This is a genomic window from Nesterenkonia sp. PF2B19 (assembly GCF_001758425.2).
GTDB lineage: Bacteria > Actinomycetota > Actinomycetes > Actinomycetales > Micrococcaceae > Nesterenkonia > Nesterenkonia aethiopica.
Window position 1 is genome coordinate 20,617 of record NZ_MDSS02000037.1, and the last position, 15,549, is coordinate 36,165.

At 70.0% G+C, this 15,549-nt stretch carries 16 protein-coding genes and 2 pseudogenes; 8 read left to right on the forward strand and 10 right to left on the reverse strand.

Going from position 1 to position 15,549, the window contains the following annotated elements:
• Nucleotides 1-34 precede the first annotated feature (34 nt).
• Nucleotides 35-544, reverse strand: a pseudogene (locus BCY76_RS19420) (amidase family protein); the annotation flags it as partial.
• Nucleotides 545-602: 58 nt separating this feature from the next.
• Complete coding sequence (locus BCY76_RS11495; protein WP_085437708.1) at nt 603-1,595, reverse strand: D-2-hydroxyacid dehydrogenase; 993 nt, start codon at nt 1,593-1,595, stop codon at nt 603-605.
• A gap of 251 nt (nt 1,596-1,846) precedes the next feature.
• On the opposite strand from BCY76_RS11495, the gene BCY76_RS11500 reads away from it, so the two are divergent.
• The 3 genes from BCY76_RS11500 to BCY76_RS11510 all read left to right on the forward strand — a co-directional run bounded on the left by BCY76_RS11500 (nt 1,847) and on the right by BCY76_RS11510 (nt 4,530).
• Nucleotides 1,847-2,785 (forward strand): maleate cis-trans isomerase family protein, encoded by a 939-nt coding sequence (locus BCY76_RS11500; protein ID WP_139827756.1) that lies wholly within the window; start codon nt 1,847-1,849, stop codon nt 2,783-2,785.
• Nucleotides 2,782-3,711, forward strand: a complete 930-nt coding sequence (locus tag BCY76_RS11505; protein WP_070160972.1) for a maleate cis-trans isomerase family protein — start codon at nt 2,782-2,784, stop codon at nt 3,709-3,711. The genes BCY76_RS11500 and BCY76_RS11505 overlap by 4 nt, the downstream gene beginning before the upstream one ends.
• Before the next feature lie 111 nt (nt 3,712-3,822).
• Nucleotides 3,823-4,530: a GntR family transcriptional regulator gene (locus BCY76_RS11510; protein ID WP_237090113.1), complete on the forward strand. Its 708-nt coding sequence runs from the start codon at nt 3,823-3,825 to the stop codon at nt 4,528-4,530.
• Between the two features lie 3 nt (nt 4,531-4,533).
• Here the strand turns inward: BCY76_RS11510 and BCY76_RS18625 are convergent, their stop codons facing one another.
• The 3 genes from BCY76_RS18625 to BCY76_RS11520 are packed head-to-tail and all read right to left on the reverse strand — an operon-like array spanning nt 4,534 to nt 6,397.
• Entirely contained in the window at nt 4,534-4,938 is a 405-nt protein-coding gene (locus BCY76_RS18625; RefSeq protein WP_201791122.1) for an ABC transporter permease, read from the reverse strand.
• Nucleotides 4,866-5,432, reverse strand: coding sequence for an ABC transporter permease (locus BCY76_RS18630; RefSeq protein WP_201791123.1), 567 nt, complete (start codon nt 5,430-5,432; stop codon nt 4,866-4,868). Before BCY76_RS18630 ends, BCY76_RS18625 begins: the two co-directional genes overlap by 73 nt.
• On the reverse strand, nt 5,429-6,397 hold the full coding sequence (locus BCY76_RS11520) for an ATP-binding cassette domain-containing protein (RefSeq protein WP_070160970.1): 969 nt from the start codon (nt 6,395-6,397) through the stop codon (nt 5,429-5,431). Before BCY76_RS11520 ends, BCY76_RS18630 begins: the two co-directional genes overlap by 4 nt.
• Nucleotides 6,398-6,485: 88 nt before the next feature.
• Here BCY76_RS11520 and BCY76_RS11525 point away from each other — a divergent pair, with 88 nt between their 5' ends.
• Nucleotides 6,486-7,253: a TetR/AcrR family transcriptional regulator gene (locus BCY76_RS11525; protein ID WP_070160968.1), complete on the forward strand. Its 768-nt coding sequence runs from the start codon at nt 6,486-6,488 to the stop codon at nt 7,251-7,253.
• Between the two features lie 40 nt (nt 7,254-7,293).
• On the opposite strand, the gene BCY76_RS11530 is transcribed toward BCY76_RS11525, so the two are convergent.
• Complete coding sequence (locus tag BCY76_RS11530; RefSeq protein WP_085437709.1) at nt 7,294-7,812, reverse strand: ferritin; 519 nt, start codon at nt 7,810-7,812, stop codon at nt 7,294-7,296.
• Nucleotides 7,813-8,043: 231 nt separating this feature from the next.
• Between BCY76_RS11530 and BCY76_RS11535 the strand changes: the two genes are divergently transcribed.
• A complete protein-coding gene (locus BCY76_RS11535; RefSeq protein WP_070160966.1) occupies nt 8,044-9,048 on the forward strand; it encodes an aldo/keto reductase family protein in 1,005 nt (334 codons plus the stop codon).
• A 264-nt stretch (nt 9,049-9,312) separates the two neighbouring features.
• Nucleotides 9,313-10,632 carry a hypothetical protein gene (locus tag BCY76_RS11540; RefSeq protein ID WP_070160964.1) on the forward strand — a complete coding sequence of 440 codons (1,320 nt, stop codon included), beginning with the start codon at nt 9,313-9,315 and terminating at the stop codon, nt 10,630-10,632.
• 44 nt (nt 10,633-10,676) lie between these two features.
• Here BCY76_RS11540 and BCY76_RS11545 read toward each other — a convergent pair whose 3' ends face one another.
• From BCY76_RS11545 to BCY76_RS11560, 4 genes are all read right to left on the reverse strand, one after another.
• Complete coding sequence (locus BCY76_RS11545; RefSeq protein ID WP_139827757.1) at nt 10,677-11,132, reverse strand: DoxX family protein; 456 nt, start codon at nt 11,130-11,132, stop codon at nt 10,677-10,679.
• Nucleotides 11,133-11,170: 38 nt separating this feature from the next.
• Nucleotides 11,171-11,725 (reverse strand): acyl-CoA thioesterase, encoded by a 555-nt coding sequence (locus BCY76_RS11550; protein WP_070160960.1) that lies wholly within the window; start codon nt 11,723-11,725, stop codon nt 11,171-11,173.
• Nucleotides 11,726-11,754: 29 nt separating this feature from the next.
• The gene (locus BCY76_RS17610) at nt 11,755-12,627 is read right to left on the reverse strand and encodes a winged helix-turn-helix transcriptional regulator (RefSeq protein ID WP_237090114.1); all 873 of its coding nucleotides are present in this window, start codon (nt 12,625-12,627) and stop codon (nt 11,755-11,757) included.
• Between the two features lie 241 nt (nt 12,628-12,868).
• Nucleotides 12,869-13,381 carry a DUF456 domain-containing protein gene (locus BCY76_RS11560; RefSeq protein WP_070160956.1) on the reverse strand — a complete coding sequence of 171 codons (513 nt, stop codon included), beginning with the start codon at nt 13,379-13,381 and terminating at the stop codon, nt 12,869-12,871.
• Nucleotides 13,382-13,702: 321 nt separating this feature from the next.
• Here BCY76_RS11560 and ald point away from each other — a divergent pair.
• Nucleotides 13,703-14,814 (forward strand): annotated as a pseudogene (gene ald / locus BCY76_RS11565) (alanine dehydrogenase).
• Between the two features lie 330 nt (nt 14,815-15,144).
• Nucleotides 15,145-15,549 (forward strand): hypothetical protein (locus tag BCY76_RS11570; RefSeq protein WP_170922676.1); only part of this gene is annotated, 405 nt, incomplete at its 3' end.

Sequence of the window (15,549 nt, forward strand, 5' to 3'; positions counted from 1 at the left end):
CGGTGCCCACCGCCCAGGGGGCCATGCCGGCGCCGACGGCCGCCGAGGCACCTCGGAGGAGGCCGCCCGCCGTGGTGGACGGGTCCCACGGGTTGCCGGTGGCGCCGCAGCGGATGCTGTCCGTGGTGCCCTTCCAGGCGAACTCCGGGGTGGTCGTCTTCCCGACCAGCACCGCGCCGACCTCTCGGAGCCGCGCCACGCAGGGAGCGTCCACGTCCCACGGGCCGTCCTCCCCGATGAGCGTGGAGCCCTTGAACGTCGGCCACCCGCGGGTGAGGAACATGTCCTTGATGGAGGTCGGCACGCCGTCGCCGGGGCCGAGCGTCTCGCCGGTCTGCCAGCGGCGCGCGGAGGCCTCCGCGGAGGCCCGGGCGGACTCGGGGTCCACAAGCACGAAGGCGTTGAGGGCGTCGTCGTGCCGGGCGATCTGCTCCAGCACCGCCTCCGTGGCGTCCACCGGGGTGAACTCCCCGGCCCGGTAGCCTGCGATGAGCTCGGCGGCGGTGAGCTCCGCGAGGCTGCGCGTGGTCCGAGTCTCCGTCATGGTGACCTCCTGTGTGCCGGTGGTGGGCGACGTCGTGTCCGGGCGGCCCCGGGCCGTGTCAGGACTGGGGGCGGGGCACGTACCCCTTGTGCTTGTCGACGACGTTGTGCAGCTCCTCGCCGTCGAGCCAGCGGCGCGCGTTGTCCAGGAACTGCTCAGCGAGCGCGTCGCGCCAGCCGATGACGTCTCCGGACATGTGGGCGGAGATCAGCACGTCCTCGCGGTCCCACAGCGGCGAGTCCTGGGGCAGCGGCTCCTGGTCGAAGACGTCGAGGGTGGCGAACCCGAGGGGCCCGTCCTCCAGGGCGTCCACCAGGGCTGCCTCGTCCAGGGTCTCTCCACGGCCGATGTTGATCAGATGGGCTCCCTCGGCGGCGGCGGCGAGGACCTCGGCGTCCAGCAGACCAGTGGTCTGCGGGGTCAGCGGGGCGGCGTTGACGACGATGTCGGCCGCGCCGATGTGGGCGGCGAGGTCGTCGCTGGCGACCACGGTGCCGAAGTCGGGGTCCTGCTCGCGTGCCGTGCGTCCTGCGGCGAAGACCTCGACGTCGACGGCGCGCAGCAGGGCGGCGATCTCCCGGCCGATGGCGCCGGTGCCGATGACCAGGGCGGTGAGCCCTCCGACGCGCTGGGTCTCGCGATGCTCCCAGGTCCTGCGCTGCTGACGGCGCAGACTGCCGGGCATGTCCTTGGCGCGGGCCAGCACCGCGCCGAGCACGTACTCGGCGATGGGCCGGTCGAAGATCCCCTGGGCGTTGGTGACGACGACGTCCGAGTCCGCCAGCTCGTCGAACATCAGCTTGTCCACGCCGGCGGCGGCCACGTGGATCCAGTCCAGGGAGTCGGCGGCGTGCCAGGCCTCAGAGACGGCGCGTGAGAAGAAGTCCCACAGGAAGAGCGCGTCGGCCCCGGGCAGGGCATCGGCGAGATCGGCGGCGGTGGCGGTGCGGATCTCCGCCCGGTCCTGCAGCTCATCCAGGCCCGGGGGCACGGCGTGCGGGACGTCGTCGTCGGGACACAGGACGGTGATGACCGGCAGGGACTCCGCCATCCGTCACCTCGCTTCCTCCAGCGGCGTGCTGAGCATGCTCCGCGGGTCCGTGATCCTGCGATCCGGCACCTGCGCTCAGATGGTCGTGCGGCCCGCCGGGAAGCCGTCTGACGTGGACCTCCGGATGGCCGCAGGGGACTCTCCCCGGGGTCTTCCCGGGGCGGGGCCCGTGCCGCTATGCTAGGGAGACCTCACGAAGATTGTCAACAATCTTGTAGGAGCTGATCGCACCGTCTCAGATTGGAGCGGCCATGGCGCTCACCCCCTCCTCCGGACGCGTCCGGACGACTCTCCCCGATCACCCCGAACCTCCCGCAGACCCGGCCGCAGTCCCCTCGGATCTGAGCTCGGACCTCCCCCTGGCCGGCGCTCCCGGAATCGCGCCGGGACTCGTCCCGGAGGGCCACCCGCAGCCCGAGGACGCAGGATCGGGCCGGCAGATGCCGGCGGTCGGCGTCGTCGTCCCCTATGACATGGCCCTGGACCGCGAGCTGCGAGCCTTCACCCATGATGAGCGGGGCGCCGAACAGCTGGACCTGCTGTTCACCCGCACCCGGCATGAGTCGCTGGCCGTCACGGTCAAGCAGGCGCGGGCGATCTCCCGCCCGAAGGCCATCGCCGAATGCGTCCGGGCGGTCTCCGCCGTGGTCCCCTCCGGCTATGTCTACGCCTGCACCTCCGGCAGCTTCGTCCGGGGCCTCTCGGGTGAGCGCACCCTGCTGCGCGCCATGGCCGCCGCCGGCGGAGCCCCCAGCTTCACCACCTCAGGCGCCCTGCTGGCCGCGGTGCGCGCCTTGGGCGCCCGCACCATCGCCGCGGCCACCCCGTACGACGACGCCATCACCGCCCAGTTCGCCGCATTCTTCGCCGAAGCGGGGGTCCACCTCATGAGCAGCTCCAATCTGGGGCTGAACGGCCGCATCTGGGAGGTCCCCGCCGAACGGACCTACCAGCTGGTGCGGCAGGCGGGCTCGGACCAGGCGGACGCCGTCGTGGTGTCCTGCACGAACCTGCCCACCGCCTCGGTGCTGGACCAGCTGGAGCAGGATCTGGGAAAGCCGGTGATCTCGGCGAACCAGGCCACCATCTGGACCGTGCTGCGGCACTTCGGACTGCCGTATCGCGGCCCGGGCCACGCGCTGGCCTCACTGGAACCTGCTCCCCCGAGCCTGACGAAGGAGGCGCCATGAGCGACCACCTGCTGGAGACCCACGCGATCACCGACGTCGACGAGTTCGTCGACACGCGACAGCAGATACCGATCCCAGGCCGCCCCGAGAACCCGACGGTGGGGATCCTATATCCGGGCCATGCCGCGGAGGACGACTATCCGGCCTTCGAGGAGGCCTGCGGCGGAGCGGTCCGGCTCCCGGTGACCCACACCACCATCGGGGTGGATGAGCACACCACCCAGGCCCTGCTGGACACCGGGTCGCCCGCCCGGCTCGCCGAGGGGGCCCAGCGCCTGCTGGCCGAGCATCCCGTGGAGGCCCTCATGTGGGCCTGCACCTCGGGCAGCTTCGTCTACGGGTTCGACGGCACCCACGACCAGACCCGGACGCTGGAGCAGGCCGCGGGGGTGCCGACGTCGTCGACCTCGCTGGCCTACCTGCACGCTCTGCAGACCCTGGGAGTGCGCCGGGTCGCCGTGGCGGCGTCCTATCCTGCCGACCTGGCCGAGCACTTCCAGGACCTCCTGGGGCGCGCGGGCGTCGACGTCGTCGCCTTCGCCTCCCACGGGATCTTCACCGCCGCCGAGGTGGGCCTGATGGGCAGGGAGGACGTGGTGGCGATGATCCGCGCCGTCGATGTGCCGCAGGCCGAGGCGATGCTGGTGCCGGACACCGCCATGCACTCGCTGCGGTGGATCCCGGACCTCGAGGAGTCGCTCGGCAAGCCCGTGCTGACCGCCAACCAGGTCACCGTCTGGGAGGGCCTGCGGCTCACCGGACGGCCGATGCCGGTCCTGCCGCAGCTGGGCTGCTTGGGCGACCCGAACGTCTTGGGCGACCCGAACGCCCTGAGCGTCCCGGACCGACCGGCCGCACCCGGAGGGGGCGGGGCCGACGTCAGCGCCGAATCCTGGGGCGACGCCGTCGACTGGCCCGAGGACTGAGGCCCGGCGGTATCATCATTGTCGACAATCCACGGATCCTGTGATCCCCCTCTCACCACACTGGTCTCACCGCACCGCGCACCATCCGACCCTCACCCCGCTGGAGCCACGATGCCCGCCACCGCAGCCCGATCCGCCGGCCGATTCACCCCCGTGAACAAGGAGTCCACGGCGTCGCTGATCACCCGGCAGCTGCGGGAAGGCATCATGGACGGCTCCCTGCCCGCCGGCAGCCAGCTCTCCGAGGCTCGACTCTCGGCGGCCTTCGGGGTCAGCCGCGGCCCCCTGCGTGAGGCCATGCAGCGCCTCGTGCAGGAGGGCCTGCTGCGCGCGGAGCCGAATCGCGGACTCTTCGTCAAGGAGCTCGACGCCGAGGAGATCCGCGATCTCTACGTGGCGCGCACCGCCGTGGAATCGGCGGCGGCGCTGAAGATCGTGCGTGACGCCGCCACGGAGACGACGCCCCGCGCCGTCGCCCTGCTGCGCGCGACCTGCACCGCGATGCGTCGGGCGGCGACCGCCGGGGACCTCAGTGCCCTCTCGGATGCGGACTTCGACTTCCATGAGGAGCTGGTCACCGCCTCCGGCAGCGCTCGGCTGCGCCGGATGCACGAGACGCTCATGGTGGAGACCCGGATGTGCCTCACCGCCCTGGAGGGGACCTACTACGATCCCGAGGACCAGGTGGACGAGCACCGCCGCATCGCCGACGCGATCGCCGACGGCGACGAGGCCGCCGTCCTCCGCGCGATCGACGATCACATGCATCAGGCCCTCGAGCGCCTCATCCGCGGCGGCGAGGCCGACACACGAGGCTGAGCCTCAGCGGCTGAGGTTCTTGAACTGCCGGACCGCCAGCGGCAGGAAGATCAGCATGATCACCGCCGGCCAGATCACGGCACCGGCCACGGCATGGCCGTCGATCCAGTAGGCGGGCTCCAGATGCTGCATCCCCGGGGTCTCGAAGAGCTCGCGGATGGCGGCCGCCGTCGAGGACACCGGGTTCCAGGCCGCGATGGCCCCGAGCCAGCCGGGCATCATCTCCGGCGGGGCGAACACCGAGGAGATGAACCCCAGAGGGAAGGCCACGGCGAACAGCATGCCCGCGGTCTCCGTGTTCCGGATGCACAGCCCCAGGTAGATGCCGACGAAGATCAGTGCGAGGCGCAGCCACAGCAGCAGCGCGAACGCCAGCAGCGTGGCCCCGAGCTGCCGCCGGCGCGCCACCCGATCAGCAGGGCGACCCCGACGATGACGGCCAGGTCGATCGCCGCGCGGATCACATCCGAGACCGCCCGCCCGGTGACGGGTGCCGAGGAGGCCATGGGCATGGACCGGAAGCGGTCCATGAACCCCTTCTCCTTGTTGTGGGTGACCGCATAGGCGGTGTCCATGAAGCCGAAGGCCATGGTCATGGCGAACATCCCTGGCATGGCGAAGTCCACATACCCCTCCCCCGCGCCCTGCCCGGTCACGTCCATGGCGGAACCGAAGACGTAGACGAACATCAGCACCATCACCACCGGGAAGCCGATCTGCCAGGCGAAGGTGCTGGGCTGGCGCACCAGGTGGGTGAACTCCTGCAGGACGATCGTCCAGCAGTCACGGGCCGCCCAGAGCAGCCCGGCGCCGGGCTGGGCCGTCGGGGCCGTCGCGGAGCCGAGGGAGTGTCTGCCAGTGCGTCCGTTGCGGCGGCCGTCGTGGTGAGTCGTCGTCGTCATCGGGTCTCCTCCTGTGCGGCACCCGTTCGGGAGGTCAGGTGCAGGAATGCCTCATCCAGCGTGGGGCGGCGCAGACCGATGTCGGCGACCTCGATGCCCTGGGCTCTGATCTCCACCGCCACGGTGGTCAGGGCGGCCACGCCGTCGGGCACCGGGACGCTGAGCGTCGCGGCGTCCTCGTCCAGGGCGGGGTCTGCGCCGGTCGCCTGCCGGACGAGCTCGGCCAGCCCGGCCAGGTCGGCGGGATCGACCGCGACGACGTCGAGCCGCTCGTCCCCGATCCGACGCTTGAGCCCGGCCGGTGTGTCCTCGATGATGTTCCGTCCGTGGTCGATCAGGCTGATCCGGTCGCACAGCTTGTCCGCTTCGTCCAGATAGTGCGTGGTCAGCAGAACGGTGGTCCCCTGGGAGGTGAGGTTCCGCACCGCCTCCCACACCTCCCGGCGCCCGGCGGGGTCGAGGCCCGTGGTGGGTTCGTCGAGGAACATCACCTGCGGCGCCAGGATCATCGACGCCGCGAGGTCCAGCCGCCGCCGCATCCCGCCGGAGAACTTCTTGGGAGAGCGACCGGCGGCCTCGGTGAGTCCGAAGATCTCCAGCAGCTCGTCCGCCCGCCGGCGCGCGTCAGCCTTGCTGAGCCGGAACAGTCGACCGAACATCGTCAGGTTCTGCCGGGCGGTCATCAGGTCGTCCACCGCGGTCTGCTGTCCGGTCAGACCGATGCTGCGGCGCACCTCGCGTGGCTGAGCGACGACGTCATGCCCGGCCACCCGGGCCTCGCCGCCGTCGGGATCCGTCAGGGTGGCCAGCACCCGGACCGTGGTCGTCTTTCCCGCCCCGTTGGGGCCGAGCAGCCCGTGCACCGTCCCACGGGGCACAGCCAGGTCGACGCCGTCGAGCGCCACCTTGTCCTTGTATCGCTTCGTAAGACCCACGGTCTCCACGGCGAGCTCCTGTGCCGTCATCCCACGCCACCCCTTCTTCGTACACTGAACGCAACAAATGTAGCGTACGCCGTGCGCAGTCATCAAGGGCGGTTAGGCTGAGGCCACCATGAATGCTGAGAATCCTGTCCGGAAGAGCCTGCAGCTGCTCTGGTACGGCCTGCCGGATCCCAAGAAGGGCCCGAAGCCGACGCTGACGCTGGAGCAGATCGTCCGCACCGCGATCGGCCTTGCCGACTCCGAGGGCCTCGACGCCCTGTCCATGCGGAAGCTGGCCCAGCGGCTCGACGTCGGCACCATGTCCCTCTACCGATACGTCCCCTCCAAGACTGAGCTGCTGAATCTCATGCTGGACGCGGTCAGCGGACCCACGCATCTGCGCCGCACCACCTTCGATGCCGGGTGGCGCGTCGGACTGGAGGGGGTCGGCCACGGCGGACGGCAGCAGTACCTGGCGCACCCGTGGCTGCTGCAGGTCAACTGGACACGGCCCGTGCTGGGACCCAACAGCGTGGCCGACATGGAGCTGATCATGACGGGCCTGAAGGACCTGCCGCTCTCCGACCGGGAGAAGATGCACGTGGTGGTCGCTTTGGACTCCTACGTCACCGGCGCGGTGCGGCAGGAGATCCTCTCCCAGCGCGCCGCCGCGGAGAGCGGCATGACCGATGAGGAGTTCTGGGAGGCCCAGGCACCGTTCCTCTACGAGATCTTCGACACCGGCCGCTACCCCACGATGGCCTCCCTCTCGGAGGACACCTTCGCGGGCACCTGGGAGGAGAGCTTTGACTTCGGCCTGAGGCTGCTGCTCGACGGCATCGAACAGCAGCTCGCCCGGCGGGCGGAGTCGCCCGACACAGCGGACACGCCGTTCTGAACCGGCGGCCCGCCCGCCTGCGTCATCGGAACCGGACTGGCTACTCCGCGGCCTCCGTGCCGCCGGACTGACGGGCGCCCAGCTGCTCGTCCAGCTTCAGCAGTCCCGGGCCGTCGTCTCCGATCAGCCGGATCTTGCCGATCAGCTCGGAGACGGTGGCCTCCTCCTCGAGCTGCTCGTCGATGAAGGAGTTGAGCAGCGGCAGGGCGTCGATGTCACCCTCCTGCTGCGCCAGCCGGTACAGGTTCCGGATCGACTCCGAGACCTTCTGCTCATGCGCGAGCGAGGCCTCGAAGGCCTCCTGCACCGTGCCCGCGGTCGCCGCGACGGCAGGCACCGCCTGGATGCGCGGGTGGGCGTCCCGGTCGGTCATGTGATCGATGAAGCGATTGGCGTGCACGACCTCCTCATCGGCCTGCGCCCGGAACCACGACGCCATACCGGGCAGGTCGAGCATGTCCATCTCGATGGCGAGCTGGCGGTAGACCAGCGAAGCCTCCAGCTCCAGAGTGACCTGGTCGTTGAAGGCCGCCTCGAGCGCGCCGGTGAGCTGTGCCATGGTGAGAACACTCCTCGTCTCGGATCTCTGGCGGCCGCCGGGTGCCGGGGCCGCCTCTGATGCCACTGTAGCCACCGGGAGCCGCGCTGACCACGCAGGAGAGGCAGGCCTCACCTGGAACGATCGGCCCGCCGTCGTCATCGGAGAGCATCGCATCATGCCTGGAAGGACACATGTGACTGCGCCGCGAGCCTCTGGTCAGGGGCTCACCGGCTGACTAGTCTGATCTGCATGGAGTTCAGGTATCTCGGCCACAGCGGCCTCAAGGTCTCATCAGTCACGTACGGCAATTGGATCACCCACGGCTCGCAGGTCGAGAACGACATGGCGACCCAGTGCGTGCACGCCGCGCTCGACGCCGGCATCACCACCTTCGACACTGCGGACGTCTATGCCAACACCGTCGCAGAACAGGTCCTCGGCGACGCGCTGGCCGGCCAGCGCCGCGAATCCCTGGAGATCTTCACGAAGGTCTACTTCCCCACGGGCCCCAAGGGACACAACGACACTGGACTCTCCCGGAAGCACATCATGGAGTCCATCGACGGCTCCCTGAGCCGTCTCGGCACAGACTATGTGGACCTCTACCAGGCTCACCGCTACGACGTCGAGACTCCGCTGGAGGAGACGATGCAGGCGTTCGCCGACATCGTCCGGCAGGGCAAGGCACTCTACATCGGCGTCAGCGAGTGGACGGCGGAGCAGCTGCGCGCCGGCCACGCCCTGGCCAAGGAGCTGGGCTTCCAGCTGATCTCGAACCAGCCGCAGTACAACATGCTCTGGCGCGTCATCGAGTCTGACGTCGTGCCGACCTCCGAGGAGCTGGGCATCTCCCAGATCGTCTGGTCGCCCATCGCCCAGGGCGTACTCACCGGCAAGTACGTACCGGGTCAGCCGTTGCCGGAGGGATCCCGCGCCACCGACGAGCAGGGTGGTGCGCAGTTCATCCAGCGGTATCTGGACGACGAGATCCTGCACGCGGTGCAGAAGCTCAAGCCGATCGCCGACGAGCTCGGGCTCACGCTCGCCCAGCTCTCCATCGCGTGGGTCCTGCAGAACCAGAATGTGGCGTCTGCGCTGGTGGGGGCCTCCCGGCCGGAGCAGATCGCTTCGAACGTCGCCGCCGCCGGGGTCACCCTGGACGGTTCGGTCATGGAGGCCATCGACTCGGTCATCGGGCACCTCGCCCAGGACGACCCGGCGCTGACCACCTCCCCCGAGGCTCGCCTGACCTGACGCTCAGCACCTGAGGCTCAGCGCCCGGGACGATGCCCGGGAAGATCACGGCCACCGTGATCTTCCCGGGCATCTCTGCGTCCCAGAGGGCCGCCCTGCCGGGAGCTCCTCCAGAGGGCACGCCGGGCGCGACGACGTCGGAGAGGCATCGCCCCAGCTCAGACGCCTCAGACTGCGGCAGTGACCAAATCGTTATGGAACTGTGGTGATTCTGCGTAGACTGTGGACCCTGACATCCCATCCCCGGGTGAAAGGTGATCCGGCGTGAGCAACGCAACCGACGTCGGGCGGCATCCCCGCCTGACTGCCGCACTGTGCGGGAGCGCCCTGGCAGGCGTCCTGCTGCTGTGCGGCGCCGGCCCTGCGGCCGCCTCCAGCCAGGAGCCCGAGCCCAGCGAGTCCCAGAACGAGGCCGCCTCCAGTTCCGCCTCCCCCGACGAGGACGAGACGCAGGACGACGCCGGTTCAGACGACGACTCAGGAACCGATTCCGACTCTGACTCCGAGGACGCCGACTCCGAGGACGCCGACTCCGAGGAGGCAGGCGACGAGTCCACGGATGACGAGGCCGACGGGGAGGAGGAAGACGACCGGACCCCGGAGACCGAGGATCCCGAGTCTGAGGACCCCGAGTCCGAGGAACCCGAGTCCGAGGAACCTGAGTCCGAAGCCCCAGAGTCCGAGGATCCTGACGAGCCGGGCGACGAGTCCACGGTCGAGCCGACCGACCCCGGCACGACGCCGGAGCCGGACCCCACGCCCGAGCCCGAGCCCACTCCGGATCCGGGCGAGACGGACGAGGGGACGCCGTCCCCTGAGCCGAGTCCGGACCCGGAGGACCTGCAGGCCACCTGCACCTCGGCCACCGGCTACCCCGGAGAGGTCCTGACCTTCGAAGTCAGTGTCAACGCCTCTGACGCCCGCATCACCTCGGTGAGCTCCGGAATCCGCGGAGGCAGCTCCTGGCATGAGGGCATGACGGTCCACTATCTGCTGGAGCGTGAGGTCTCCTCGATCACCCAGGACACCGTCACCGTGCAGGTGGAGGCCGAGGACGGACGCACCGCCAGCTGCTCAAGCACGTTCACGCTGTACCCGAACGCCGTGGACGAGACTCCCGGGCAGGAGGACAGCCCGGAGAGTGACCCCGACCCGACGCAGGAGGTGGACCGCACCAGCGCGCCCAGCCCTGCCGAAGTGCCCTCGGTCCCCGGGGCGCCGTCGGCTCCGGACCCCGCTCCGGAGGGCCGGCCGACGGGCCAGGACAGCGCCGACGAGTCCAGCGAGGGCGAGTCCAGCGAGGACGACGGCGTCGAGGACCGCCCGAGCTTCAGCCCGCGTCCCCTGGTCCCCGGCGCGCCCGATCGCGACCTCAGCGACAGCGCCACCACGCAGCCCTCCGCAGAGGAGACGGGTGCTGGCGAGACGGGAGCGGACGACGAGGACGACGGCGACGGACTGGCTTCGACCGGTGCCGCCCCGCATGCCCTCACCGCCGGAGCACTGGGAGTCGCCGCCCTCGGGGCCGGCTCCCTGGCCGTCTGGACGGCACACCGACGCGGTCAGCTCAGCCGGAGGCACTGAGCGCGGACTGGTCCCACTCGTCCCCGGCAGGATCAGCGGCGGGGTCAGCGGCGGCGGATCGCCCGCCAGGCGGGGGCGTCGACGCTGAATGCACCGGGCCCGGTGAAGACCAGGGCGAGCCCGAGGACGGCGTAGAGCACCATGAACTCCACCGGGTTGCCCAGGAGGAGCAGGAACGGCTCATTCCACCCGTGCACGCTGACGAAGACGGTACCTCGGTCGAGCAGCAGGAACGCCGCCATGCCCGAGAGCAGCGCGAGCACAGCGGCCGCGACCCGCGTCATCAGCCCCAGCGTCAGCAGTGCGCCGCCGATGATCTCTGTGAACACCATGGCAGCCCCGAGATGTTCGGCGAAGGGGACGGCGAGCCCGGCGACATACTCGCTCGAGCCGTCCACACCGAGCCAGGTGGCCTTGCGCAGGCCGCCGACCAGCAGGAGGATGCCCGCCGCGAGGCGGAGCAGGAGAAGACCGAGATCGATGCTGAAGACATTCCGCATGACACCACTCTGACACCTGGTCAGAGCTGATCCGCGGTTCACCACACGTTCGGCGCCGGCTTCCTGCTCGAAGGCAGTGCCGCTGACTCCCGCCACCGGCGCAGCTCCTCGCCGACGTCCAGGTCGGCGGGGGTCTCATGACCGAGGCCGCGGATCTCATCCAGGATCTGCTCGTTGGTCACCGGTCCGGAGCCGGACAGCAGTCGCGCAGCGATATGGGCGCGGACGTAGATCTCGCCGTCGACGACGACGCGCTGCTCGAAGTAGATGCTCTTCTCATCCATGCCGAGCATGCGCGTGTGGATCTCGAAGCGGGTCAGGAAGGTGACCGACTTGCGGAAGGTGATCTGCTCCGCCTGGACCACCGGCGACCACCCGAGCTCACGCATACGCCGCCATAGACCTGCCCGCGCCATGAGGTCGAAGCGGCCGAGGTCGAACAGCGAGAAGTACTGCCCGTTGTTGATGTGCATGGCGATGTCGATGTCCGTGGGCAGCGCGCGCAGCGTGACCGTGGAGGTCTCCCAGGGCGAGAGCGGCGGGCGGCGACGAGCGCGCAGCAGGGTCAGGAGGGTGCGGAAGATCACATGCATGGCATCCAGTCTGCCACAGAACCTACTTATCAGTAATCAGCGGTGTCGGGGTCGCTCGTCCTCGCCGGAGCGCCGTCATCCTGAGCATCCCCTCCAGCTTCATCCCGCGCCTCCTCGTCGGGCGGGCCGTCGGATGGACCGTCGACGGGTCGTGGGGGCTCAGCCGGACGCAGGACGTAGCCCGCACCGCGAACCGTGTGGATCATGCGGGGCATGTCCGCTTCGATCTTCTTCCGCACATACGAGATGTAGAGCTCCACGATGTTCGCCTGGCCGGCGAACTCGTACTCCCACACCTGCTGGAGGATCTCCGTCTTCGGCAGCACCGTGCGGGCGTGACGCATCAGCAGCCGCAGCAGGCGGAACTCGGTGTCGGAGAGGTCGATGTCCTTCTCTCCGCGCCGGACGGTGCGTGCCGCGGTGTCCATCTGCAGGTCTCCCACCACCAGCCGCTCACCTTCGCGACGCTCCGGCAGCCGCCCGGTGAGGAAGTGCAGACGCCGCAGCGACTCCTCGACGTCGATCCGAGACGCCATGTGGTCGTCCACGGGTTCGCACAGCGCCGTCACCGCGGCGAACTCCACGTCGGCGTCGAACCACACCAGGGCCGCGGCGTCCTCCATGAGCCGACGCAGCTCGGGCACGGTCTCTTCCACCCCCGGGATCCGTCGGCTGGACCGGGCGTCCACCACAAGAAGCTGTGGCTGCTCCTCTGTGATGAGGTGCCGGGCCGAGTCCGGGGTGGGCGCGTGGAGCACCTTCACGTCCAGGCCTCTGAGGCGCTGCGTCAGCTCGGAGACCGCCGGAGAGGGGCCGGCGAGGATCAGCACCGGCGAGGAGATATGCGGCTCTGGCGCGTCGGCACCCTCGCGCACGGGGGCCTCCTCGCGCTCTGCCTCCACAGCGTCCTCCGTCCGGCGATCACTCGGCGTGGACGCCGCGCGCATGTCGGCGGCGCCGCGCACGGCGAGATCCAGCGTGTGTCCAGACAGCTAAGATAGCCCACATCTGTGCCGTCCGACACCCTGAAGGAACCGAACGACGAGCGGAACTCCGCCGACATCGTCCCTGGTGAGCGTCGCGTCGGGCGGCGAACGACAGGGGTTTCCGCCATAGTGTCCCTCGCTGTCGGCGCGGCCCTGCTCAGGTGAGCAGGTGGACGAGCGTCCCGATCAGAAAGCTGGACACTGCGAGGCCGGCGAGGCCGAACTCCACCAGGATGCCCAGCCCCATGGCACGCAGCGCGGCAAGGCTGGCCTGCGCGGCAGCCTGCCAGTCACGGTCGCGCCGGATGAACTCGGCGCCGAAGAGTCCCAACGCGAAGCCGAGGAAGAGACCCAACGGAGGCAGCATGACCATCCCGACGAGGGCCGCCACGACGCCGACGAGGATGGGGCCACGGGGAATCCGTTCACGGTGCAGCGCCCGTCCGGTGAGCACCGTGGACGCCGCCCAGCCAGCCGTGGCCAGCACCATGCCGATCACCGCAGCCGTCCAGACCGCAGGCCCTCCCAGCAGCACCGCCCACGCCAGGAGGGTGACGATGATCAGCAGACTGCCCGGCAGCACCGGGAGCACCACTCCGGCCATGGCGACCAGCAGCAGGACGAAGGCCACCCCGGTGGCGACACCTTCCGCGACGAGTCCTTCGAGCATGACTACAGCCTGCCACACGGCGCCGCCGCACCGACCACACTGACGCGTGCGCGACGTGGCCGGAGCCCTCTCCCCCGGAATGACGCGGATCCAGGGACCATGTCGACAGGTGACGCCGGCACTTGGCAGGACCTCACGCCGGGCCATAACCTTGTGAAGCCCGGGGCCACCTCCCCCAGGCCGGCGGACTGCGGCACCAGCGCCCGGATCAGCCGACGACGACGTCGTCCGGTCCACTCCCGCGCCGCACCTCAGCCCGACTCCGCCGCCCAGACCACCAGCGACCGCAGCCTCACAAGGGAGGCGGAGCAAGGAGACCAGATGATCATCGGAGTCCCGACCGAAGTCAAGAACAACGAGTTCCGCGTGGCGCTGACGCCTGCCGGCGCCGTCGACCTCACCCGCCGCGGGCACACCGTGCTGATCCAGCTGGGGCCGGGGAAGGTTCAGGGTTCTCCGACGAGGACTACCGCGGTGCCGGCGCCGAGCTGGTGCCCGACGTCGACGACGTCTGGGGTCAGGCCGAGCTGGTGCTGAAGGTCAAGGAGCCGCAGCCCGAGGAGTTCCCCCGCATGCGTCAGGGTCAGGTGCTGTTCACGTATCTGCACCTGGCCGCGGAGCCGGCGTGCGCCGCCGCCCTGAAGGAGCGCGGCGTCACCGCCATCGCGTATGAGACCGTCACCGGCCCCACCGGCCTGCCGCTGCTGGCACCGATGAGCGAGGTGGCCGGGCGCCTCTCGGCACAGGTGGGCGCCTACCACCTGATGCATTCCCAGGGCGGCTCCGGGCTGCTGATCGGTGGCGTGCCCGGCGCACGCCCGGCGAAGGTCGTCGTCATCGGCGGCGGAAAGGCCGGCGAGCAGGCGGCCATCACGGCTCATGGCATGGGCGCGGACGTGACGGTCATCGACCTGAACCTGGACCGCCTGCGCGAGCTCTCTGCCATGTCCGGCCGCGGGCTGACCACTCTGGCCTCGAACACCCTGACCATCGCGGAGGAGGTCGCCGCGGCAGACCTGGTGATCGGCTCGGTGCTCATTCCGGGTGCCTCCGCCCCCAAGCTCGTGACCAAGGACATGGTCTCCCAGATGCGGCCCGGCTCGGTCCTGGTGGACATCGCCATCGACCAGGGCGGCTGCTTCGAGGGCTCCCGCCCCACCACGCACGCCGATCCGACGTTCCCCGTCGGCGAGCAGATCTACTACTGCGTGGCGAACATGCCCGGCGCTGTGCCCCACACCTCCACCGCCGCCCTGACCAACGCCACCCTGCCGTATATCTTCCGCCTGGCGGACAAGGGCTGGAAGCAGGCGCTGGCCGATGATCCGCACCTGGCGGCCGGCCTGAACGTCCACGACGGACGGCTCACCCACGCTCCGGTGGCCCACGCCCTGGGCGAGGAGGCGCTCCCGCTGGAGACCGCCCTGGCCTGAATCTCACCTCTGAGGCACCTCGAGCGGGGTCCCGTCGACGTCGGCGCCATTGTCGCCGACAGATCGTCGGGGCCCCGCTCGAGTCGTTCTGCGGCCGAGGCTGGGGTCGGATCTGACCGTGCGTTTTGGCCGGCTGGTCCCGCTCCTCCGGGATGTGTCAGAGGGTTCCGGAAGACTGAGCAACACCAGGAGGAGCCGGGGCAGGATCCCCGCGAGAGGGCAGCCGGGTAGAGCGTCCCGGCAGGGGCGGCAGAGACGGGCACCCCCGCAGGGACGGCAGAGACGGGCACCCCGGCAGAGACGTCAGAGGAGGTGGATAGCGTGGGAGACATGGAGGACCAGGACGGGGTGAACCAGCACCCAGACCAGCACAGCCAGCACGGCGACGACTCTCGTGCCGATCACGCTGCTGCTGGTTCTGGTGATGCTGGCTCCGTGTTCTGGCCCGCCCGAGCCGCGCACCTGGCCCAAGAACCAGAACTCTCCCACGCCCGAGCACTGATCATCACCACCCGACAGACCGAAGCCCAAGCCCTCACCGGACTGCTGGACTACCAAGACCGCAGAGCCCGAGAAGCTGACGCCGCCGAAGTCGACCATCACACCCGCCGCGCCCTGCGGGAGGCCGCCACCACAGACACCGCCCACATCCTCGGAGTCAGCGAACAGGTCGCCTCCGGGATGCTGACCGCCGCCCGCACCGCCCGGACCACCCTGCCGGTCACTTGGAAGACC